This is a genomic window from Chryseobacterium sp. JJR-5R (assembly GCF_034047335.1).
Taxonomy (GTDB): Bacteria; Bacteroidota; Bacteroidia; order Flavobacteriales; family Weeksellaceae; genus Chryseobacterium.
In genome coordinates, this window is record NZ_CP139137.1 from 266,110 (window position 1) to 288,648 (window position 22,539).

At 40.3% G+C, this 22,539-nt stretch carries 20 protein-coding genes; 14 read left to right on the forward strand and 6 right to left on the reverse strand.

What is annotated here, in order from left to right:
• Positions 1-36: 36 nt before the first annotated feature.
• From SD427_RS01265 to SD427_RS01280, 4 genes are all read left to right on the forward strand, one after another.
• Positions 37-753 (forward strand): polyprenol monophosphomannose synthase, encoded by a 717-nt coding sequence (locus SD427_RS01265; protein ID WP_320559521.1) that lies wholly within the window; start codon positions 37-39, stop codon positions 751-753.
• Positions 750-1,121 carry a DUF4296 domain-containing protein gene (locus tag SD427_RS01270; RefSeq protein ID WP_320559522.1) on the forward strand — a complete coding sequence of 124 codons (372 nt, stop codon included), beginning with the start codon at positions 750-752 and terminating at the stop codon, positions 1,119-1,121. Before SD427_RS01265 ends, SD427_RS01270 begins: the two co-directional genes overlap by 4 nt.
• Positions 1,122-1,127: 6 nt before the next feature.
• Positions 1,128-2,261 (forward strand): tRNA guanosine(34) transglycosylase Tgt, encoded by a 1,134-nt coding sequence (gene tgt / locus SD427_RS01275; RefSeq protein WP_320559523.1) that lies wholly within the window; start codon positions 1,128-1,130, stop codon positions 2,259-2,261.
• A 69-nt stretch (positions 2,262-2,330) separates the two neighbouring features.
• Positions 2,331-3,440 carry an LptF/LptG family permease gene (locus SD427_RS01280; protein ID WP_320561070.1) on the forward strand — a complete coding sequence of 370 codons (1,110 nt, stop codon included), beginning with the start codon at positions 2,331-2,333 and terminating at the stop codon, positions 3,438-3,440.
• Here the strand turns inward: SD427_RS01280 and SD427_RS01285 are convergent.
• Complete coding sequence (locus SD427_RS01285) at positions 3,434-4,150, reverse strand: biotin--[acetyl-CoA-carboxylase] ligase (protein ID WP_320559524.1); 717 nt, start codon at positions 4,148-4,150, stop codon at positions 3,434-3,436. The two genes, SD427_RS01280 and SD427_RS01285, sit on opposite strands and share 7 nt — an antisense overlap.
• Positions 4,151-4,236: 86 nt before the next feature.
• Between SD427_RS01285 and rsfS the strand changes: the two genes are divergently transcribed.
• The 7 genes from rsfS to SD427_RS01320 all read left to right on the forward strand — a co-directional run bounded on the left by rsfS (position 4,237) and on the right by SD427_RS01320 (position 11,011).
• Positions 4,237-4,599, forward strand: coding sequence for a ribosome silencing factor (gene rsfS / locus SD427_RS01290; RefSeq protein WP_320559525.1), 363 nt, complete (start codon positions 4,237-4,239; stop codon positions 4,597-4,599).
• Between the two features lie 20 nt (positions 4,600-4,619).
• Positions 4,620-6,632 carry an ATP-dependent zinc metalloprotease FtsH gene (gene ftsH / locus SD427_RS01295; protein ID WP_320559526.1) on the forward strand — a complete coding sequence of 671 codons (2,013 nt, stop codon included), beginning with the start codon at positions 4,620-4,622 and terminating at the stop codon, positions 6,630-6,632.
• Positions 6,633-6,767: 135 nt separating this feature from the next.
• Positions 6,768-7,349 carry an LUD domain-containing protein gene (locus SD427_RS01300; RefSeq protein WP_320559527.1) on the forward strand — a complete coding sequence of 194 codons (582 nt, stop codon included), beginning with the start codon at positions 6,768-6,770 and terminating at the stop codon, positions 7,347-7,349.
• Between the two features lie 23 nt (positions 7,350-7,372).
• Positions 7,373-8,245: a phosphatidate cytidylyltransferase gene (locus SD427_RS01305; protein WP_320559528.1), complete on the forward strand. Its 873-nt coding sequence runs from the start codon at positions 7,373-7,375 to the stop codon at positions 8,243-8,245.
• 9 nt (positions 8,246-8,254) lie between these two features.
• Positions 8,255-8,911, forward strand: coding sequence for a phosphatidylserine decarboxylase family protein (locus SD427_RS01310; protein ID WP_320559529.1), 657 nt, complete (start codon positions 8,255-8,257; stop codon positions 8,909-8,911).
• Positions 8,912-9,100: 189 nt separating this feature from the next.
• Positions 9,101-10,423 (forward strand): peptide-N-glycosidase F-related protein, encoded by a 1,323-nt coding sequence (locus tag SD427_RS01315; RefSeq protein ID WP_320559530.1) that lies wholly within the window; start codon positions 9,101-9,103, stop codon positions 10,421-10,423.
• 162 nt (positions 10,424-10,585) lie between these two features.
• A complete protein-coding gene (locus SD427_RS01320) occupies positions 10,586-11,011 on the forward strand; it encodes a GLPGLI family protein (protein ID WP_320559531.1) in 426 nt (141 codons plus the stop codon).
• A 427-nt stretch (positions 11,012-11,438) separates the two neighbouring features.
• Here SD427_RS01320 and SD427_RS01325 read toward each other — a convergent pair whose 3' ends face one another.
• From SD427_RS01325 to SD427_RS01335, 3 genes are all read right to left on the reverse strand, one after another.
• A complete protein-coding gene (locus tag SD427_RS01325; protein ID WP_320559532.1) occupies positions 11,439-13,268 on the reverse strand; it encodes an ABC transporter ATP-binding protein in 1,830 nt (609 codons plus the stop codon).
• Between the two features lie 53 nt (positions 13,269-13,321).
• Positions 13,322-14,245, reverse strand: coding sequence for a M28 family peptidase (locus SD427_RS01330; protein ID WP_320559533.1), 924 nt, complete (start codon positions 14,243-14,245; stop codon positions 13,322-13,324).
• 171 nt (positions 14,246-14,416) lie between these two features.
• Entirely contained in the window at positions 14,417-14,806 is a 390-nt protein-coding gene (locus SD427_RS01335; RefSeq protein ID WP_320559534.1) for a DUF4293 family protein, read from the reverse strand.
• 143 nt (positions 14,807-14,949) lie between these two features.
• On the opposite strand from SD427_RS01335, the gene rho reads away from it, so the two are divergent.
• Positions 14,950-16,824 (forward strand): transcription termination factor Rho, encoded by a 1,875-nt coding sequence (rho, locus tag SD427_RS01340; protein ID WP_320559535.1) that lies wholly within the window; start codon positions 14,950-14,952, stop codon positions 16,822-16,824.
• A 262-nt stretch (positions 16,825-17,086) separates the two neighbouring features.
• On the forward strand, positions 17,087-17,683 hold the full coding sequence (locus SD427_RS01345) for a superoxide dismutase (RefSeq protein WP_320559536.1): 597 nt from the start codon (positions 17,087-17,089) through the stop codon (positions 17,681-17,683).
• 53 nt (positions 17,684-17,736) lie between these two features.
• Here SD427_RS01345 and SD427_RS01350 read toward each other — a convergent pair whose 3' ends face one another.
• Positions 17,737-18,165 (reverse strand): DUF6146 family protein, encoded by a 429-nt coding sequence (locus tag SD427_RS01350; protein WP_320559537.1) that lies wholly within the window; start codon positions 18,163-18,165, stop codon positions 17,737-17,739.
• A 42-nt stretch (positions 18,166-18,207) separates the two neighbouring features.
• Positions 18,208-19,398 (reverse strand): endonuclease, encoded by a 1,191-nt coding sequence (locus SD427_RS01355; protein ID WP_320559538.1) that lies wholly within the window; start codon positions 19,396-19,398, stop codon positions 18,208-18,210.
• A 247-nt stretch (positions 19,399-19,645) separates the two neighbouring features.
• Between SD427_RS01355 and SD427_RS01360 the strand changes: the two genes are divergently transcribed.
• Positions 19,646-22,525 carry a carboxypeptidase-like regulatory domain-containing protein gene (locus SD427_RS01360; RefSeq protein ID WP_320559539.1) on the forward strand — a complete coding sequence of 960 codons (2,880 nt, stop codon included), beginning with the start codon at positions 19,646-19,648 and terminating at the stop codon, positions 22,523-22,525.
• The last annotated feature ends 14 nt before the right edge of the window (positions 22,526-22,539 follow it).

Sequence of the window (22,539 nt, forward strand, 5' to 3'; positions counted from 1 at the left end):
ATAAAAAGGTTAAATAAACTATCTTTGCACACTGAAATGAAAAAGCTGGTCATCATTCCTACTTACAACGAAAAGGAAAATATTGAAAATATTATTTCCGCAGTTTTTGCATTGGAAGATGACTTTCATATTTTGGTAGTGGATGATTCGTCTCCGGACGGAACGGCGGACCTCGTTAGGGATCTGCAGAAAAAATTCCCCCATCACCTGCACCTGTCGGTCAGGAAGATAAAGGACGGCTTGGGCAAAGCCTACATCCACGGTTTCAGGTGGGCCATCGAGTACCAGTATGATTATATTTTTGAAATGGATGCGGATTTTTCCCATAATCCCAACGACCTTCCCAAGCTTTATGAAGCCTGCTTACAGTCGGATATGGCGGTCGGCTCAAGGTATTCAAAAGGCGTAAACGTGGTCAACTGGCCTATGGGCAGAGTGCTGCTTTCTTATTTTGCCTCAAAATACGTACGGTTTGTCTTAGGGCTGCCGACCCATGATACAACGGCAGGTTTTGTCTGCTTTTCAAGAAAAGTCTTGGAAGATATCGGGCTTGATAATGTTAAGCTGAAAGGCTACGGTTTTCAGATTGAAATGAAATTCCGTGCCTTTAAAAAAGGATTTGATATTGTGGAGGTTCCTATTATTTTTACGAACAGGATATTAGGGGAAAGCAAAATGAACGGAGGGATTATTCATGAAGCTGTCTTTGGAGTATTGAATTTAAAATGGAAATCGATAATCAACAGGTTATGAAAAAAATAATCTTTGTTTTTATTCTGATTTTTATGGTTTCCTGCGGAGGGAACTATATTGATAAGCCTGAAAACCTGGTTCCGAAAGATCAGATGGCTGAAATTTTAGCAGACCTTGCCATTAATGACCAGGCAACGTTCATGTACCCGAGTTCCAATCTGGAAGCCGGAACGAGATACGTCCTGAAAACCCATAAGGTAAAACCTGATGACTTTATTGCCAGCTTCAAATACTATGTTGTCACGGAAAAGATGAACGGTATTGCTGAAGACGCACAGGAAATCATATTGGAAAAAGATCCCAAAGCGGATCAATATGTAAAGGATCAATTAAAGAAAGACGGGAACGTCCCGAATTTCGCAAGATAATGTAAGATGCAGAAATTTTTTAATATAGAAAAAACCTCAGAAGGAAAGGCGAGGGCAGGAGAGCTTACCACAGACCACGGTAAGATCCAGACCCCGATTTTTATGCCTGTAGGAACGGTTGCCAGTGTAAAAACCGTTCACCAGAGAGAATTGAAAGACGATATAAAAGCCCAGATTATCTTAGGTAATACCTATCACCTTTATCTTCGCCCGGGGATGGACGTGATGCAGGAAGCCGGAGGGCTGCATAAGTTTATGAACTGGGATCTTCCCATTCTTACCGATTCAGGCGGTTTCCAGGTGTTTTCATTGGCGAGCAGCAGGAAAATGTCTGAAGAAGGCGCAAGGTTCAAGTCCCATATTGACGGGAGCTATCATATGTTTTCCCCGGAAAGGTCAATGGAAATCCAGAGGCAGATCGGAGCGGATATTTTTATGGCTTTTGATGAATGTGTTGCCTATCCATGCGAATACAACCAGGCAAAAACCTCCATGGAGCTTACGCACCGCTGGTTAAAAAGGTGTATCGACTGGACAGAAAGCAATCCGGAATTATACGGGCATAAGCAAAGGCTTTTCCCGATAGTTCAGGGATCTACTTATTCGGATTTAAGAAAAATTTCTGCTGAAGTGATTGCTGAAGCAGGAGCAGATGGAAATGCCATCGGCGGACTTTCCGTAGGGGAGCCTGAAGAAGAGATGTACCGGATCACCGATGAGGTAACGGATATCCTGCCGAAAGAAAAGCCGAGATATTTAATGGGCGTGGGAACACCGTGGAATATCCTGGAATCTATAGGGTTGGGAATTGATATGATGGATTGTGTGATGCCGACAAGGAATGCAAGGAATGCCATGCTTTTTACCTGGAAAGGCGTAATGAATATGAAAAATGAAAGGTGGAAGAAGGATTTTTCGCCGCTGGACGAACTGGGAACGAGCTTTGTAGACAAAGAGTATTCCAAGGCATACCTGAGGCATTTGTTCGTTTCCAAAGAATATCTGGCCAAACAGATCGCATCAATTCATAACCTGGCATTTTATCTGGAGCTGGTAAAAGTAGCCAGGGAACACATTATCGCAGGTGATTTCTATGAATGGAAAAAATCCGTAGTGCCGGTTCTCCGCCAAAGGCTTTAAACAAAATGAGCTACTGAAGAACGGGTTCCGTAAAATAAATAAGTAAAACGCATTAAATAAAGTATAATGCTGAAAATTGTAGACCGCTATATCGTCAGGAAATACCTTGGAACATTCAGTTTCATGCTTGTGTTGCTGTCTATAGTGGTGCTTGTTATTGATGTACAGCAGAAAATCCCGAGAATTGAAAATGCAACTGCCATTGATGCAAAACTGAATCTGACGTATTTCCTGGTCCATTTCTATCCGTTCTGGATCATTAACCTGGTCATGACCTTCCTTTCCATTCTGGTATTTATTTCAGTTATTTATTTTACTTCAAGAATGGCCAATAATACGGAAATTGTAGCCATTATAAGCAGCGGAGCCAGTTTTCACCGGTTCGCGAGGCCGTATTTGCTTACCTCTTTGTTTATTGCGGTCCTGTCATTCGGGATCAACCACTTTATTCTGCCATGGGCAAATATTCAGAAAAACCAGCTGGAAGCTTATACCTATAACGCGGCCAATAAAGAAAAAGTTTTAGGAACGGCCCCGGTTTCTGCACAGCTGAGCAAAACGGAATATATTTTCATCAATTCATGGAACAAAAGAGAGAAAAGAGGATCCGGATTCGTTTATCAGAAATTTGATAAAAACAGAAAGCTTACGTATGAGCTCAAGGCCTCTGATGTATCCTGGGACCAGGCCAAAAAATATTTTGTCCTGAATTCATATACCGAAAAAACCATCAATACAAACGATACCGAAAAATTATCGAACGGCTTTGACCTGAAGAAAAACTACAGGCATGATCCTGATGAACTCTTTCCCAACGAGCTTTTAGGGCAGAATAAAACGACGCCCGAACTTTTAAAATTTATCAACAGGGAAACGGAAAAAGGGAACAGTAACCTGAATGCCCACCTGAATGAGCTTCATCAGAGGACTTCAATGCCTGTTTCCATTGTCATCCTGACATTTCTGGCACTTTCACTTTCCTCGCAGAAAAAGCGTGGAGGGCTGGGCATTAACCTGGCTTTGGGAATTTCACTGGCCTTTGTTTTTGTATTCTCATTTGAAGCGTTAAAAGTAGTATCGGAAAACAAAAGCATGTCTCCGGCATTGGCGATGTGGTTCCCGAATATTGTATTCTTTCCGCTTGCAGCGTATTTGTATATCAAAAGAGCCAATCAGTAAAGAAGCTTTATTTCTTTGTGATAGAAGGAGCGCAGTCCGTCTTTCTCAAGGTCAATCCAGATTTCACCTTTTTCATCTGCATTTTTGATGATGCCATTCTGTCTTGTTTTATTAAGCTCAAAAACGGAGATCTGATCTTTGCGGAACAAATTTGAATTAAAGCAGCTTATAATTTCTTTTTCTGAAGGGATATTTCTCAGCTTTTCAGTTAAAAATCGGTTCAGTCCTACCGTAGTCTCTTCAAGGCTGAAATGGTTCCCGGTTTGTGTCAGCAGCGATCCGGCATTGGATATTTCATTGAAGTTTTCCTGGAGCACGTTGATTCCTGCACCAATAATGAAATAGTTGTTTCCGTTGATTTTCTTCTTCTCAATTAAAATCCCGGCAACCTTCTTGTTTTTAAGAATAATATCATTAGGCCATTTTATGTTTACGGCAGTATCAGCCAGATTGGCAATGAAATCACTGATGATGATTGCGGTATAATAATTGAACATGAAATCCGACAGTGTAAAATTCTCAGCCTTTACCGCCAACGTATATGCTAAATTTTTCCCGGCAGCTGATAACCATTTGTTTCCGTACTGGCCCCGGCCTCCGGTCTGATTAAATGTATGTACTGCGAAAAAATCTGAATTTTCATAAAGTAAAACCTTTGAAATTTCGTCATTAGTAGAAGAACATGTTTTAATATAGGATAGTTGACTCATTTAAGAAAACTTTAAGACTTTCGGGGGATAAAAGTAAGGCTAAAGTAAAAGAAAAACAATAAATTTGCAGATTATAGTATTTTTTAATGAATAAAACAGCAGAAAAACAAGAATTATTAGATAAAATCGTTGAAGCTATTCAGGATGTAAAAGGTGAAGATATCATGGTATTTGATCTTTCTAACATTGAAAACTCTGTAGCTGAGACGTTTGTAATATGTAGCGGGAATTCCAACACCCAGGTGGCGGCTCTGGCCGGAAGTATCGAAAAGAAAGTAAGGAATGAGCTTAAGGAAAGACCATGGCACGTGGAAGGTACGGAAAATGCCATGTGGGTTCTGGTAGACTACGTTTCCGTAGTGGTACATATTTTCCAGAAACAGACCCGTGAGTATTATGACATAGAGGAACTTTGGGGTGACGCTGTCATTACCAAAATTGAAAATTAATATTAATTTAAAAACGATCAATGAACAATAAAGGATTTAACTGGTTTTTTCCGATTGCCATCATAGCCCTTTTGCTATTTTTTGTTCCGAGCCTTTTGGGTGAGAACAATGCAAAATCTATAGATGAAGACGGTTTCTTCAGAGAAATGCAGGCGGGGAAGGTCCAAAGAGTTTTAATCGATAAACAGGCCCAGAAGGCTGATGTATTTTTAACACAGGCTGCCAAAACAGCTACGGTGAAAAAAGATGAGAAACCCAGCCCTTTTTCAGGACTGGCAATGACTCCGAAAGCAGATTATACCCTTAAATATGGTGATTTACGCCTTTTTCTGGAAAAGTTTGATGCTTTGAAACAGCAGAATCCAGCTGTAAAAACAGCTAAGGATTATGCAGAAGGGGAAAGCCCTTTAATGGGGTTTCTGGTTCAGGCATTGGTCTGGATTGCAATTCTTGGATTATTTTACTTTCTTCTTTTCAGAAAAATGGGAAGCGGAGGTGGTCCCGGCGGGCAGATTTTCTCGATCGGAAAATCCAAAGCCAAGCTGTTTGACGAAAAAGAGAGGATCCAGGTGACATTCAAAGATGTTGCGGGGCTGGAAGGTGCCAAAGAAGAGGTACAGGAAGTGGTGGATTTCCTTAAGAATTCAGAAAAATATACCAAGCTGGGAGGTAAAATTCCTAAAGGGGTGCTTTTGGTAGGGCCTCCGGGAACTGGTAAGACTCTATTAGCAAAAGCTGTAGCGGGTGAAGCCAAAGTACCTTTCTTTTCACTTTCAGGTTCTGATTTCGTAGAAATGTTCGTAGGGGTTGGTGCTTCAAGGGTAAGAGATCTTTTTGCCCAGGCTAAAGCCAAATCGCCTGCCATTATTTTTATCGATGAGATTGATGCCATCGGTAGGGCAAGAGGAAAAAACAATTTCTCAGGCGGAAACGACGAAAGAGAAAATACCCTGAACCAGCTTCTTACAGAAATGGATGGTTTTGGAACTGACACGAACGTCATCGTTATGGCTGCAACCAACAGGGCGGATATCCTGGATAAAGCATTAATGAGAGCAGGACGTTTTGACCGTTCGATTTATGTAGACCTACCGGAATTGCATGAGAGAAGACAGATTTTTGATGTTCACTTAAAGAAAATCAAGCTGAGCGATAATGTAGACCGTGAGTTCCTTGCAAAGCAGACACCGGGGTTCAGCGGGGCGGATATTGCCAATGTATGTAACGAAGCGGCACTGATCGCGGCAAGAAACAATCATGAGTCAGTAAACAAGCAGGATTTTCTTGATGCAGTAGACCGTATCATCGGAGGGCTTGAAAAGAAAAATAAAGCCATCAAACCATCTGAAAAGAAAAGAGTGGCTTACCATGAAGCAGGACATGCCACGATCTCATGGCTGGTAGAACACGCTTCACCACTTTTAAAAGTAACAATCGTTCCGAGAGGACGTTCTTTAGGTGCAGCCTGGTATCTTCCGGAAGAAAGGCAGCTGACGACTACAGAACAGATGCTGGACGAGATGTGTGCAACATTGGGAGGAAGAGCGGCAGAGCAGGTAATCTTCAATAATATTTCCACCGGGGCTCTTTCTGATCTTGAAAGCGTAACGAAAAGGGCTCAGGCTATGGTTACCATTTACGGATTAAGTCCGAACATCGGGAATATATCATACTATGACAGTTCAGGCCAGTCTGAATATTCTTTCGGGAAACCGTATTCTGAAGAGACGGCCAAGAGAATCGATATTGAGATTAAAGGGATTATTGAAACCCAATATGAAAGAGCGGTTCAGATCCTTGCCGATAATAAAGATAAACTGGATGCTCTGGCTACCAAGCTTCTTGAGAAAGAAGTAATATTCAGGGAAGATCTGGAAGAAGTATTCGGGAAAAGGGCATGGGATCCGGAATTAACGGAGAGACCGGTTACTAATACTATTCCATTGAACAAAGAGCCGCAGGAAGAAATTATCATCAAAGGTAAAGAAGGGGAAAGTGAAATTCAGGCTCCTGATAGTCCGACTCAGCTTTAAAAACCCTTTTAAAATAAATTATTCAGCCTGACAGTTCTAAATTGTCAGGTTTTTTCGTATTTATAGGTACGTTTATAGATTCCTATTTGATTAATTTTTATATTTTTGTATGGAGATGATTAAAAATAAATTAAGTTGAATTTATTCAAGAAAATTGTAAGCAAACTTACCAGCCAGTCTGAAGAGGAAGAAAAGCAAAGCCTGGAAAAATTAGGGGATTCACTGAAAAATGCGGATCTTGACTATAAGTTTGCGCAGTTGTTTACGCATTCAGGAGGCTTTTTTAATTATTGTGCAGATGAGGCGGAAGCTTTACAGACTTTAAACCAGATCATCAAAATAGAAGGGATCAGCAACCTGTTCTGTTGGGATAAAGATCTTCATAATTTTCTGAATGTGATAAAAGCTCCATATTCTTCCGAGCTTCAGAGTACGAATGATGCCAGCTTTATCACCTGTGAATATTTGATTGCTTATGACGGAAGGATTATGCTCTCTCATAACAATATCCTTCACTACCACTCTTCAAGGCTGCCGAATAAAATTATCATTATGGCCAATGTTTCACAGATCGTAAGCAATCTGAATGATGCCATGGGAAAAATAAAGCGAAACGGGAATATTAAAAACCTTACTTCAATCAGCGGCGGGCAGACCAAAATGGATACCTCTTCCTCTACCAACCCAAAACTTTTTTTATTGCTGCTTGAAGATTAGGCATCAACTCTAAATTTACTATCTTGGACAAAAATCTTATTCAAAGGACCCTTTCCGGAATTGTGTATGTTGCCATCATTATTCTCTGCACAACTCCGATAGGAGCCCAACTGATCAACGGGATTTCTCTGGGTCTTGTGAAGCAGGAATATTTATATTACGGTCTCATAACGCTCCTGTTGGGTGTCGGTTCCTGGGAATGTATCAAGATTATGAAATTCGGGGACGGTTATGAAAAATGGGTGGTTCTTCCTTTAGTTGTCTTCATTTTTTACGTTTTTTCCAAAAGGTATTTTCACTTTGATTTCTTCTTTGATTTCAGGATCAGTGAAATCCTTGCCATTCTGTTGATTGTTATTGCGGTCGTCACACTTTTTAAATATCCGAACGAACTTTATTATGACAGCGGGAAACTCATTTTTACCGTTATTTATGTAGCCCTTCCGTTCAGTTTTGCTTTGGGCCTGCCTAAGTTTTCAAGTTTTGATGATGGGTTTTCCCTGGAAGTCCTTTTTCTATTTATTCTGATCTGGAGCAGTGATACTTTTGCATACCTTACCGGGAAATTCTTCGGGAAGCATAAACTGGCTCCCAAAATTTCACCTAAAAAAACCTGGGAAGGCTATATCGGCGGTGTGATCCTGACGCTGGTTCTGTCTTATTTCATAGAACATTATCAGCCCGGGCTGCGCGGAAACTGGATGGTGGTAGGATTTCTGGTGGCGGCATTTGCTCCTGCAGGGGATCTGGTGGAAAGCCAGCTGAAAAGAAACTTCGGGGTAAAAGACAGCGGGAATATCCTTCCGGGCCACGGAGGTGTTTTAGACCGCCTGGACAGTTTTTTAATCTGCGTTCCCGTCGTATATTTGTACTTTATTTTAGAAAAATTTATATAATCTCGTCTCATGAAATTACACAGAGAATCAAAAGGAACCATTACTGTTGCCACCATCTTATTTATTATTGTGGGGGCACTGGCTATTTATTTTCTTGAAATGTGGTCGTTGATGATCATTCTGCCGTTATTGATAGTGTACAGTTTGGTATTCTGGTTTTTCAGGGTTCCGAACCGTGATATTCTTGAGCATAAAGAAAATGTTATTGCTCCGGTTGACGGAAAGGTAGTGATGATTAAGGAGGTTGAAGAAAATGAATTCCTGAAGGAAAAGGTTATCCAGGTTTCTATCTTCATGTCTCCCCTAAATGTGCATATCTGCAGGTATCCGGTTTCAGGGAAAGTTATTTATAAAAAATACCATCCGGGAAAATACCTGGTAGCATGGCATGAAAAATCGTCCACGGATAATGAAAGGACAACTGTTGCAGTGGAAAGTTTGACCCACCATAGGGTAGTTTTCAGGCAGATTGCAGGGTATGTTGCCAGAAGGATTGTTTTTTACTGTAATGAAGGGGATGATGCAAAAGCCGGGCATGAATTCGGGTTTATTAAATTCGGTTCCAGAATGGATGTTTTCCTGCCTTTGGATACGGAAATTGTCTGCAAAATCGGAGATATTACAAAAGGCGGACTGGATGTTATTGCCCGTATGAAGGAAGAATAAGATCAGTTAATTTACATAATACAAAAGAACAGCATCCTGCTGTTCTTTTTTTGTCTCAGAATGATAAATTATAAATAATTAATATTAAATACGTAAATTATAAGAATATTTTATATTTGATGGGTGTGGAATAAAAGATAATTAATATATTTATCTTTTTTAAAACAAAATTCATAAATCAATATATCCATGAAAAAAATTTTACTTCCTTTATTTGTTGTTTCGTCAATGTTTAACGCACAGACCAGCATTAACGTGTTTTCACAGATTGTTTTTTATGACGGGTATGCTGCCAATGTTTCTCAGCCTGTCCCTTCTAACGTCATCAGACTTGCCAATTCCCGGTATGCCAAAAAACTGATGGATGCAGAACTGAACAGCTTCCAGAATAAAATACAGATGAATGTTGCCATCGGAGCCTTGTGTGATAATTATGACAGGATCGGAGGCGTGCATATTGCTTTGGTTCCCAAAGGACAGGCCTCTTATACCATGAGTGATACCCAGGTGAAAAGATTTGAAATCGGTAGGTACATTACTCCTTTTATGAATAAGAACGTCACTCCTACAGAAGTTCCGTATACTTACGAAGTCAATAACCTGTATCCGGTTTTCAGCAACCCGGTACTGAGGAGTGCTTATGATATCTGGGTGGAGCTGGACGTATTCGGCGTTCCGTATGCCGCCAATACACAGGTGGCAGGCTGTGCCAACAGGAATGATGTCTTTGCAGGCACATTGACTTTTGTTACCTCCAATGACCCGTCTATCAGCAATACCTATAATACCATACTGCCGCTGCTTGATTCCAGCACGCTTAATAATTATAACAATACGGATGTCGCGGGGCAGACTGTACGCCTCGTTAATTTCAACCTTACAGAGACGGCAGGCAACCCTAAGTTTTTTATTGTCTCCAGTCCGCACGGGGCAGGCAACAACGGCGAAGAATATGTACGCAGGCAAAATCTTGTTTCTTTAGATAATGCGCAGGTAATGACCTTTACGCCGGGCGGGAAATCCTGTGAGCCGTATAGGATGTACAATACACAGCCAAACGGGATCTACGGATATAATGCACAAAGCGCAGCATGGTGGACCAGCTGGAACAACTGGTGCCCGGGAGATTCCGTGCCTATCCGGAGCTTTTCTTTAGCTTCTCTTTCTGCAGGAAGCCATACGCTTAAATATGAAGTTCCTACAGCGGTATTTTATGGGCAGAGTGGTGAAGTTGTACTCTCCATGTACATGCAGAGCCAGAACCAGGTTTTATCTGTGAAAGATGTTTCTACCACTGATGTTTCTATTTATCCTAACCCTACCACCGATTATGTAATGATTAAAGGAGAAAAGAAAGTAAAACATGTTACCGTTTTATCCATTGACGGACGAAAAATCGCAGAAACGGATCAGTCAAGAATTGATCTTACTGCTTATCCTGCAGGAACTTATCTGCTGAATATCTCTTTGGAAGGCGGAACTGAGTTCAGCCATAAAGTACTTAAAAAATAGTTTACGTCAATAGCTGAAAATGTTGTTGACAGTTTTCCCCTTCTGAAAGATACTAATAATATTTATAAAGAATTATAACTATGCGGGATGCAGCAATGTATCCCGTTATTAATTTTTATACTTTCCTTGAGGATTATAAATGAAAAAAATACTTATTATTACGTGTCTGTGTCTGTTTTTTCGCAGGATCTCTCGTTTATCTATGAGATGAAATACAGGCCGAATTCAGGGAAAGCATATTTTAAGAATGAACTTATCCATCTTGATGTCACAGATAAGGAATCAGTTTTCCGTTCAGAATATGAAAGGAGTTCGGATTCTTTGATCCAAAAAACAGGATATGGATTAGGATTTAAAATATTTTATAATCACCAGCATTATACTCAGAAAAAAATAGAAGAGATAAAAGTCAGTAAAATTATTTCTACCCCAATTTTCAGCGATATTTATTCTTTGCCTATAGAAAAACTGAATTGGAAAATTATGGATGATCAGTTAAAAATAGGTGATTTTAACTGCCGGAAAGCGGAACTGAAATACGGAGGAAGAGAATGGACAGCCTGGTTTACCCAGGAAATTCCTTTGTAGGAGGGGCCCTATGTTTTCAGCGGACTACCAGGCCTGATTGTCAAAATTTCAGATACAGCCCATGATTTTAATTTTGAACTCGTCAGAATCAAAAAGAATCTGAACCGGATTCCTCACCTTAAACCCAAAATAGAAATTACCTGGGATATATTTGCAAAACTACAGAAGGATTTTTATAAAGATCCTTATGCATAAGTAAAATCGAGGAATATAGGCTCGTAAACGCCAATGAAAAAGGGGAGAAGATTGATATCAGCATGAAGAAGATGACAGAGAGCATGCAGAAAAACATCATGGAAAATAATAATGCTGTTGAATCGGATAAAATAATATCATACGACTAAGTTTCTTTTGTAAAAAAAGAGTATTCCTGTCAGGCTTTAACCCTTTAGAAATACTCCTGTATCAGATTATTTTTAAAAACTCTTTAATCGAAATTCTGCAGTTCAACCAGTTTATGGTACATGCCTCTTTTGGTAATCAGCTCATGGTGGGTTCCCTGTTCTACAATATTCCCTTTCTCCATCACTACAATCCAGTCGGCTTTCTGAATGGTGGACAACCGGTGGGCAATTACTAAAGAAGTTCTGTTCTCCATCATCTTTTCCAGGGCATCCTGGACAAATCGTTCAGATTCCGTATCCAGGGCAGAGGTTGCTTCATCCAGAATCATGATCGGAGGGTTTTTCAGTACTGCCCTTGCAATGGAGATCCTCTGCTTCTGGCCGCCGGACAGTTTTCCGCCCGCGTCTCCGATATTGGTATCGTACTGGTTGGGAAGGTCCATGATAAAATCGTGGGCATTTGCCACTTTAGCCGCAGCCTGGATCTCCTCCAGCGGCGCATTCGGTTTACCCAGTGAAATATTGTTCCTGATGGTATCATTAAACAGGATATTGTCCTGCGTTACCAGCCCGAACAGCTTTCTGTAATTGGAGAGTTTTATATTCTTGATATTTTCGCCGTCTACCAGGATTTCACCGGCATTTACGTCGTAGAAACGGGTGATCAGATTGGTTATCGTACTCTTTCCGCTACCGCTCTGGCCAACCAGCGCAACCGTCTTGCCTTTAGGGATGGACAGGGAGAAATTTTTAAGGATGTCTCTTTCCTCATATCCGAATGTGATATTTTTAAATTCAACGTTTTTCTCAAACCCTTTGATTTCCTTGGCGTCTTTCAGTTCCTTGATATGATAATCCGCATCCAGGATTTCAAAAATCCTTTTGGCAGAAACTTCACCCTTCTGAAGATTGGAGATGGCCGAAGACAAAGCTTTTAAAGGCTGTAAAATGGTGTAAAATAAGGCAATGTAGGTTATAAATTCACTTCCGGACAGGCCTTTTCCCTGGATGGCAAGCCGTCCGCCGAAATATACGATCATCCCTATGGTAATCGCTCCCAGAAGCTCGCTTACAGGGGAAGCAAGGGCTTTTTTCTTAAACAGGCGTAAAGAAAGGTGCCGTATTTTGTTAAGGACATCATCAAACCTTTTCTTTATCTGCGGTGAAGCGTCAAAAATTTTAATGATCTTTAACCCAACCAGCGTTTCATCCACGAAAGAATACATTTTCCCAAGCTCATTCTGGGCTTCTCCGGTATCTTTCTTCAGGCTTTTCCCGATAATGGAAATTAAGGTACCCATGATCGGGAAAACAACCAGCGTAAAAATCGTAAGCTGGAAATTGGAATACAGAAGGTACCCCATCGTAATAATGATAACGATAGGTGAACGGATAATATCAATTAAGCTGTTTAAAATATTGGACTCGACTTCACCCACATCCGATGTGATCCTTGCAAACACATCTCCTTTTCTGGAATTGGTAAAAAAAGATACCGGAAGCTCTAAAATCTTGTCATGCAGCTTGATCCTGAAATCCCTGGAAACACCGGTTCTGGAAAACGTAAGGTAGAATTCTGATAAATAACTGAAAATGTTCCTCAGAAAAAACATCGAGATAAATAAAATGCAGGTAATCAGAAGGATATATTCCGGGCCTTTTTCAATCTGCAGCTGCTGGATGGTGTAATTAAAGGTGTTTTTAAGAAATGTGCCGGCACCTGAAATCCCTTCATAAACGGGTTTGGAGTCGATTTTTTTAGTTTCTTTATCAAAAAGGATATTCAAGACAGGCATGAAGAAAAGCATGGCAACAATGTTGAATAAAGCGTAAAGAATGTTAAAGAAAATACCGGCTGCGATCGATTTTTTATAGGGTAATATGTTGTCTATCGCTCGTTTATAATAACTCATTAAATTTTAGATTAATCAGACAAAAGTAAGGAAAATTAATAGATCAGACGTTTCTAATCCAGTTTTACTTTATCATTGTACTTCGGTGCAAAATTCTTTGGCGTCAATTTTTCCAGCGTTTTCCCGAAATTGTTGATGATCTGTGTCATGTTGGCAAAATCCACGATATTCACATCATCGCTTTCATGATGGTAGTGGGTTGCATTTGTCATATCAACCGTTGAAAAAGAGTGGGCAATAATTTTCTTTTTTACAAAACTTACATTATCCGAGCGGTAAAACAACTGCTGGGCAGCATAAGGATCAGGATTGATTTTCAGGCCGTTGGCGGCATTTCGGTTAAACAGTTCATCCAAGTCAGAAAACCCGTCACCGGTCATATACAAAGCATTTTTCCCGAAAGCGGATTCTGTGGCTACCATTTCAAAATTAAAAAGCGCACTCATATTGTTATAGATCTTATCTAAATGCTGGTCTTTAGAAATGGCTGTTGATCCCAGCATTCCTTTTTCTTCTCCGTTGAAAGCCATAAATACCATGGAGAATCCCGGCTGTTTATTCCTGAAATAATCGGCGATTCCGGTCAGCATAGTGATTCCGCTGGCGTCATCATCGGCTCCGTTATAAATAGGGTCACCGCTTTTTTCGCTTGTCCCGATGTGATCAAAATGCCCTGAAAACCCTAAGAATCTATCTGTCTTCCCTTTTTTGATCCCACATACATTATACGCTGTTTTTCCGTTATAATCAAATGGCACCAGATAAGAATTTCCGGTACAGTATTCCAGGTTATTTTCCTTGAAAAGCGCAGCAATATAACTGGCGGCATTGTCATTTTCCGGAGTGCCGATTTCACGGCCTTTCATTTCGTCGGAAGCCAGTGTTGAAAGTACGGTTTTGATCCGCTCTTCACTAACCTGCTGCGAAAAAGCAAATACGGAGAAAAAGGAGAAGGCAAGGTAGGTAAGTTTTTTCATGTAAATAAATTTATGAACAATCTGTCGCATCTTTAACGGAAATGTTGCATTGAATCTTATAATTAATTTTTTAACATCCTTTACCGCCATTGCCAGCCTTACGATATAGCAGTGCAATAAAAAACAGCTCCCAATAAAGAAGCTGTTATCACTCAAAAAATCGTTGTAAGGCTATCGGAGTCTGTCTACAGATTTTACGAGCCTCTCATCTTTTTTAATGTATAGGTTTGCAATACACAAACAAATCACCGCAATCAATGGGAAAACCGGCTCAATACCCTTCTCAGGAAAATCAATTCCTCCGGATAAGTTAAGCAGCCAGTACGCCAATACACCAATCAACAAAACGTTTATAATAATGCTGATGTTATTCAGCAAGATCTGTCTTTTTCTGTTGTTGTAACTGAATATGCTTAGTAATCCAATCAAAACAAGTGCTACACAGGCAATAGTTATAGCAGGGAACTGATCAGAAATAATCACATCCTGCCCTGCGACAAACAGAAATACGGCAGCTAAAACTGCCAAAAAAATCCATATGGTCTGTATTCTTTGTAACATTGAATATTTAATCTAGGCAAAAGTAGCATAAATTTTGCACAATTCAAAAATAAGTGTAGATTTGCATTATACAATGTACTTGAAAATAAAAGTCACCGGACTTACTTTTCTTACTCACAATTAATTACATTTTTTACATACATATGTTTAACATTGAAACGTTAAGGTCAAAATCCGTAACGGAACTGACTAAAATCTTAAAGGATTTGGGCGTTAAAGTTGCAAGAAACAGCAATGAGAATGATAAAATCTTTGCGGTTCTTGACTTTCAGGCTTCAAATCCCAAGGTTGCCAAAGATTATTTCAGCACAACCGAAACCAGTACCAGTACTGAGGAAGCTCCGGCAGAAAAACCTGTAAAAGCCCCTGTTAAAAAAGCGGCACCCCGAAAAGCGGCACCCCGGCCAAAAACAGAAACAAAAGCCCCGGCAGAGCAGAAAACGGAGACAGAGGAAAAAGCAGAGGAAGTAAAAGAACCTGTTGCTGAGGCACCGAAAGCAGAGAATGCAAAAACAGAACCTGTTGCAGCTGCAGAAGATTCAGCAGCGGCTGCCAAGAGAAAAAGGAAAAGAGTTTCTCCTCCGAATACAGGAAACCCTGAAGCTCCACAAGAGAAAACAGAAGCTCCTAAAAACACAGAATCCCAGGAACCTGTTCCTGCAGAAGAAAAGCCGAACACTCCTCCCCAGTCTCAGGCAAGGCCTCAAAGAGCGCAACACAACAATCCGCACAACAACGGAAACCAGAACAGGAACCAAAATCAAAATCAGAACCAAAATCCGAATCAGAATAAGCAGCAGCAACAGCAGCATCCTGAAAGAGGTGAGGAGCAGAATCAAAATCAAAACCAGAATCAGAATCAGAATCAAAACCAGCATCAGGAACAGAAAAAAGAATTCAGTTTCGATGGGATGGTGAGCATTGAAGGCGTTTTGGAAATTTTACCGGATAATTACGGGTTTTTACGTTCATCAGATTTCAGTTATATCTCTTCACCTGATGACGTGTACGTTTCCACAGCACAAATCAGGAATTACAGTCTGAAAACCGGAGATACGGTAAGAGGCATTGTAAGGCTCCCGAAAGAAGGCGAGAAATATTTTTCTTTACTGAAGCCTACGGAAGTCAACGGACGGGACCTGGCATTTATCAAAGACCGTGTGGCTTTTGAATATTTAACACCGCTTTTCCCTGAAGAGAAATTTAACCTGACAGGAAATAATGCTACGATGTCGACCAGAATCGTTGACCTGATAGCACCGATAGGAAAAGGCCAGAGAGCCATGATCGTAGCCCAGCCTAAAACGGGTAAGACCATGTTGCTTAAAGATATTGCCAACTCCATTGCAGCCAATCACCCTGAAGTATATATGATGGTACTTCTTATCGACGAACGTCCTGAGGAAGTTACCGATATGGAAAGAAGCGTTAATGCAGAGGTTATAGCCTCTACCTTTGACGAAGCAGCAGACAAGCACGTGAAAGTAGCCAACCTTGTGCTGGCAAAAGCCCAGAGGATGGTAGAATGCGGCCATGATGTGGTAATTCTGCTGGACTCTATCACAAGATTGGCAAGAGCTTACAATACCGTAACCCCTGCATCCGGGAAAGTACTTTCCGGCGGTGTGGATGCCAACGCGCTTCACAAACCGAAAAGGTTCTTCGGGGCAGCAAGAAAAATTGAAGGAGGAGGATCTCTGACGATCATTGCAACCGCTCTTATCGATACGGGTTCCAAAATGGACGAAGTGATCTTTGAAGAATTCAAGGGAACGGGTAACATGGAACTTCAGTTAGACCGTAAGATTGCTAACAGGAGGATTTATCCTGCAATTGACCTTGTAGCTTCCAGTACGCGTAGAGACGATCTTCTTTTAGATGAAGTGACCTCCCAGCGAATGTGGATTTTAAGAAAATACCTTGCTGAAATGAATCCTATTGAAGCCATGGAATTTGTAAATAAAAACATCCGGGGGACACTCAATAACGAAGAGTTCCTGATGTCTATGAATAAATAATTGATTTAATTTTGTTAAATAAAAGCGCGGACTTACGAGTCCGCGCTTTTTCGTTGGAAAGATTTTCCGGAGTGTACTGGAAACCTTTTCTGAAAATGACTTCAGTGTTGGTCTGAACAAATTTTATAGTATCTCCGGTTTAACAATGAATTCCTCAAAATACTTAATCCTTCTATGTTAAAGATTTATTAAAATAATGCACATTCTTTGAGTTTCGGCTAAAATATGGCTAAATTTGAGTAATAACATTAAAAATAAAATTATGTCATTCGAACTACCAAAACTAGAATATGCTTACGATGCATTAGAGCCGACAATAGATGCGAAAACAATGGAAATCCACCATACAAAACACCATCAGGCTTATGTTGACAATTTAAATAAAGCCATTGAAGGAACAGAATTAGAAGGAAAAACGATTGAAGAAATCTGCCAGACGGGTACTGATAAGCCTGCTGTAAGAAATAACGGGGGAGGTCATTTCAACCACTCTCTGTTCTGGGAGATCCTGACGCCGGGCGGAAGCAAAGAGCCTGTAGGAAATGTAAAAGCAGCTCTTGAAAATTACGGAGGGCTTGAGAAATTCAAAACTGATTTCTCTGAGGCTGCCAAAACAAGATTCGGTTCAGGATGGGCATGGCTGGTAAAGAACAGCGACGGTTCTGTTGCGGTAACGTCTACGCCAAACCAGGACAACCCGTTAATGCCTGTAGCAGATGCAAAAGGAACGCCTGTTTTAGGTCTTGATGTTTGGGAACATGCTTACTACTTAAACTACCAGAACAGAAGGCCTGATTATGTTGCTGCATTTTTCGATGTGGTAAACTGGGATAAAGTAGAGGAATTATTTAACAAATAGTTTTTACGATTATAAAAATGAAAAAGAGGTTCAGAATATTCTGAACCTCTTTTTTAATATCGGGTCGTATCGCTTCCGGAAAGCCCGCTCATCCTTAAGCCGTATTTCCAGTTCACATAGGCAAAAACCTGGTACAGCTTATATTCAAATTTCAAACCGTAATCCTCTCTCGGATTATAATCTATGGATGATTCGATCACATTCCTGTACCGTCCGGAAGAATAATACGAGTTCCATTCGGTGACCAATAATGCATTCCTGCTTTTCAGGAAAGATTCGGAATACTGGCTTACCGGTTTGGCAATGGCATTCAGAAAATAATCAAACTGGGTATCGATAACGGTAAGGTCCCATTCGCCGTCTTCATTTTTTGAAGGCTTCATCCCGGATTTCTCCTGATCAGCTTTAGAAGCTGGTACAGTCTGTGCCGTACAGCCGAAGGGTAAAAATGAAACCATCAGCAATAAGATTAATTTTTTCATAATCATAAAGTTACAAAAAAAGCACTCTATGGAGTGCTTTTTTCAGGGTTCTTTCTGTAGAACGACAAATGCCGGAAAGTGATCGCTGTAACCGCCGGTAAACTGGTCGCCGTTCCAGGAGCGGAAAGGATAACCTTTATAATTACCTTCTTTATTCACAAGATAGGCGGGGGCGAAAACCTCTGCTTTGTACACCGAGTATTCTTTTGTCACCTGATCTGAAACTAAATTCTTAGATACAATAATCTGGTCGAACAAGTTCGGTGCATCCTGATAAGCCAGTGAAGCTACCCCTTTCTTATACAAAGGATACATAAGATTAAGATAAGGATTTGCATCACTTAAATCTTTCGGGCTTGCCTGGGCTTTTAAATGATTTTTTAAGCTTGAGCTTACAGGGTCATCATTAAAGTCGCCCATCGCAAACAGTTTTGTTGTTGGATCTGCTGCTCTCACACTGTCCATCTGTTGTTTCAGCAGAGCTGCTGCTGCATTTCTTTTAGGAAGGGAAACTGCTTCACCACCTCTTCTCGAAGGCCAGTGGTTCATAAAGAAAGCTACTTTTTCATTGTCGAGAAAACCGGTTATGACAAGAATATCCCTTGTGTATTCCCTTCTTCCTTCATCCCCGAAAACTTTAAGTTCTTTTTTTAATGAGTGGGTCGGGGTAAATCTTCTTTTCTGATAGATCAAGGCAACATCAATACCTCTGTAATCATAAGAATTATAATGGATAATCCCGTAATCATATTTTTTAAGGGCAGGCTCTTTGATCAGGTCTTCAATTACCTGTCTGTTTTCAACCTCAATTAACCCGACAACGGCAGGCGCCGTTTTGGTATACTGTGCGCCCATTTCAGAGATTACTTTGGCTTCATTGGCCAGTTTCGCTCTGTAAATCTTTGCAGTGTAGTTTTTTGCACTCTTCGGGGTAAATTCTTCCGATCCGCCTTGGTACCTTATTACTTTTTTATCTTTTAAGGCACTGTCACTCCATGGACCGTCGTATTTTTCAGCTTCCAGAAATTTTATGGAATCCATAGGGATACTTCTGTGGAATGCAGGGTTATTTATATCCTTAGTGCCGTCAATATAGTCTGCAGAGCGGATGGTATCCCATAAGTTTTCTACATTTAAAAAACCTACCGTAGCTACTTTTCTCAGTTTCCCCTGCTGTTGTGCAAATGCCATGACCGAAAAAAGGATGGCAAATAGAGCCGAAAATCTCTTCATTATCTTAGCGTTGTATTAATATTGTCTGATCTGCAAATTTAACGGTTTTTAATTTATCCTGTTTTAAGTATTTGTAAATTTAAAGTATCCTGTATGATTATTATTCCATAATCATTCTTAAAATTTTGTAATGTTAAGGAGAAATAACATTAAAGAGGTTGTGAATTATGAATTTTGACTAAATTTACCTCCCCAACTTTTAAACTGTTGGTATTCACAGGACAAGTGTTTAAAAATTAATATACTCATGATTAAAAAATTATCATTAGTCTCTTTATTTACTTTGCTTCCGGCTTCTTATTATTTTGCACAGACTACCGTCTATGCATATTTGAAAGATGCGGATGGCAAGCCTGTTGAACGGGCAGAAGTAGATCTGAAAGGGAAGGACAATGATGTAACGGCTGACAAAATAGGATATTTCCAGTTTGTAGACCTGATGCCGGGGCATTACCAAATTGTGATTACGAAACCGAATTACGAGACCAAAGTAACGGAGTTCGACGTATTGGACAATGAGAAAAAAAAGGATTTGGGCACTATTACCCTCTATTCCGCACTGACAAGCGCAGATCAGGGCTTAGCTATTCTTGATAGTGACGGGGATGACGATGAAGCGGGCAGCCAGGCTTCTACGGTAGGCCTGTTACAGTCTTCTCTGGATGTTTTCAGCAGAATTGCAGCATTCGATCTTGGATTTTACTGGTTCCGTCCGAGAGGTATAGATGGCCGATCCGGAGAGACGATGATGAACGGTGTTTCTATGGTAAAATCAGATAACGGCAATGTTGATTTCTCTAATTGGGGAGGGCTTAATGAAATTACAAGATATCCGGAAATTGCTTCTAACCACGCTCCTTCAGAATATGCTTTTGGCGGCAACAGCGGTGTGATTTATAAGAATACAAAAGCCAGTGATTACCGGAAAGGATTTCAGTTAACACAATCCTTAACAAACAGGAACTATTCATACAGAACATCATTAAGATACAGCTCAGGAATGAGTAAAAAAGGATGGGCATTTACTGCAATGGCTGCAAGACGATGGGCGGAAGAAGGAATTCAGGAAGGTACTTTCTATGATGCTTATGGTACTTACTTGGGAATTGAAAAAAAATTCAGTGATCGCCATATGATGATATTGAACTTTATAGGCTCTCCTTACAGAAGATCAACCGCAAGCCCAAGTACCCAGGAAGTATATGATTACAGAGGCGTCCATTATAATTCATATTGGGGCTGGCAAGATGGTGAAAAGAGAAGTGAAAGGGTAAGGAGAGGATTCCAGCCGATTTTTCAGCTTCAGGATTTCTGGAAAATTAATAAAAATTCCAGTTTATGGACTACGGCATCTTATCAGTTCGGTAAAGACAAAGGGTCCCGTTTGGACTGGAATGGTGTCACCAACCCTTCTCCTACCTATTACAGGAATTTACCAAGTTTCTCTGTTAATAGTATCATCTATAATAGTACGAATAATCCACAGATTAACCCCAGCGAATTCAATTCTTTAATTGATGATTACAACGTGAAGTTAAATGCTTGGGTAAACGGAGATCCGAATGTCACCCAAATCAATTGGAACCGGCTTTATGACAATAACCGGAAATTTGATAAAAACAGAAGAGATGAAACGCTTCGTCTTTACGGGCTGAATGGTAACCGCTCATTGGTATATTTAGTAGATGATGTAAGTGATGACAGGGTTTTTAATGCAGGAACCCATTATACCTATAATTTTAATGACCGCACCAAATTTATTCTGAATCTTTCTTATCAGAATTACAGATCCGAGCTTTACCGCGAAATGAAAGATCTTTTAGGGGGCGATTTTGCCATCAATGTTGATCCTTTTAAAGAGTCTGCTAAGCCGGGCTCCAACGGATATTATAACACGCTTGATTCTGACGTACGCGTTGACGTTGGCGATCGTATGACCTATAATTATATTCTCAGAAGACAGGAAGCAAAAGTAAATCCGGGATTAAAATTCTCAACCGGGAACTTTGATGTATTTGTATCCGCATTGGCAGGATATTCTTCTTCAAGCAGAGAAGGTTTATTTAAGCATTATCTGTATGAAAACTCTTACGGGAAAAGCAAAGATTTCAACTTCTGGAATTTCGGTTTAAAAGGACAGGTTGTATACCGTATCAACGGAAGGAACTTCCTCGTATACAATGGGGCGATGTACAATCAGGCACCTTTTTTAGAAGATTTGTTTATCAATCCGAGGGTTAATGCTTTGGTTAATCCCACTATTAAAAGTACGGTTTACACGGCAAATGACTTAAGCTATGTGATAAGTACGCCTTTTATTAAATTGAGGGCTACAGGTTATCTGGTCGATACGCAAAATGAAACCAATGTTCAGAGATTCTTTGCAGATGGTATCCAGCTGAACAATACAAACCCGGATGGAACTGTTTCTCAGGTCCAGAGTGCATTTGTAACCCAGGTGATGTCTAATGTTGAGAAAAGGAATATGGGGGCGGAACTGGGCGTTGATGTAAAAGTTTTACCTACATTATCCATACAGGGTTTAGCCAGCTACGGGCAGTTTGTATACCGTAATAATCCTGATGTCTATCTGGTATCTGATGCTTCAGGCAGCAGCGTGACTCCATTCGGAAAAGCCTATATCAAAAACTATAAACAGGGCGGAACCCCGCAACAGGCATTTTCACTGGGGATGCGTTATAATAATCCGAAATATTGGTGGGTAGGGGCGAACTGGAATTATCTTGATGATAACTTCCTGGATCCGGCACCGGCCCTGAGAACTCAAAATTTCATTACGAATCCCAATACCAATGCTCCTTATGTGGGCCTTACGGAAGATCGTGTAAGGGATCTGCTGAAACCGGTAAAGCTTCCTTCAGCATTTTTCCTGAATGCGAATGCTGGAAAGTCTTTCGTATTCGGTAAATATTATATACTGATAACAGCATCTGTTAATAATATTTTGAATAACAGGAGATACATTACAGGAGGGTTTGAACAGACCAGAGAGACAAAAGCAATTGATTTTGCTACTGATTATTATAGTCCGACCCCTTCTTTCGGTCCAAAATACTGGTATACGCAAGGGCGTTCTTATTTTGTAAACATGCAGTTCAGATTCTAATAAAAATAAAAATT

Coding starts and splice junctions, on each gene's coding strand:
- SD427_RS01315 (WP_320559530.1), top strand. CDS start 9,101: ATGAAAAAAATTTTACTTCCTTTATTTGTTGTTTCGTCAATGTTTAAC.
- SD427_RS01285 (WP_320559524.1), bottom strand. CDS start 4,150: ATGAGTCAACTATCCTATATTAAAACATGTTCTTCTACTAATGACGAA.
- SD427_RS01360 (WP_320559539.1), top strand. CDS start 19,646: ATGATTAAAAAATTATCATTAGTCTCTTTATTTACTTTGCTTCCGGCT.
- SD427_RS01345 (WP_320559536.1), top strand. CDS start 17,087: ATGTCATTCGAACTACCAAAACTAGAATATGCTTACGATGCATTAGAG.
- SD427_RS01270 (WP_320559522.1), top strand. CDS start 750: ATGAAAAAAATAATCTTTGTTTTTATTCTGATTTTTATGGTTTCCTGC.
- SD427_RS01310 (WP_320559529.1), top strand. CDS start 8,255: ATGAAATTACACAGAGAATCAAAAGGAACCATTACTGTTGCCACCATC.
- SD427_RS01325 (WP_320559532.1), bottom strand. CDS start 13,268: ATGAGTTATTATAAACGAGCGATAGACAACATATTACCCTATAAAAAA.
- SD427_RS01355 (WP_320559538.1), bottom strand. CDS start 19,398: ATGAAGAGATTTTCGGCTCTATTTGCCATCCTTTTTTCGGTCATGGCA.
- SD427_RS01335 (WP_320559534.1), bottom strand. CDS start 14,806: ATGTTACAAAGAATACAGACCATATGGATTTTTTTGGCAGTTTTAGCT.
- SD427_RS01350 (WP_320559537.1), bottom strand. CDS start 18,165: ATGAAAAAATTAATCTTATTGCTGATGGTTTCATTTTTACCCTTCGGC.
- tgt (WP_320559523.1), top strand. CDS start 1,128: ATGCAGAAATTTTTTAATATAGAAAAAACCTCAGAAGGAAAGGCGAGG.
- ftsH (WP_320559526.1), top strand. CDS start 4,620: ATGAACAATAAAGGATTTAACTGGTTTTTTCCGATTGCCATCATAGCC.
- SD427_RS01330 (WP_320559533.1), bottom strand. CDS start 14,245: ATGAAAAAACTTACCTACCTTGCCTTCTCCTTTTTCTCCGTATTTGCT.
- SD427_RS01265 (WP_320559521.1), top strand. CDS start 37: ATGAAAAAGCTGGTCATCATTCCTACTTACAACGAAAAGGAAAATATT.
- rho (WP_320559535.1), top strand. CDS start 14,950: ATGTTTAACATTGAAACGTTAAGGTCAAAATCCGTAACGGAACTGACT.
- rsfS (WP_320559525.1), top strand. CDS start 4,237: ATGAATAAAACAGCAGAAAAACAAGAATTATTAGATAAAATCGTTGAA.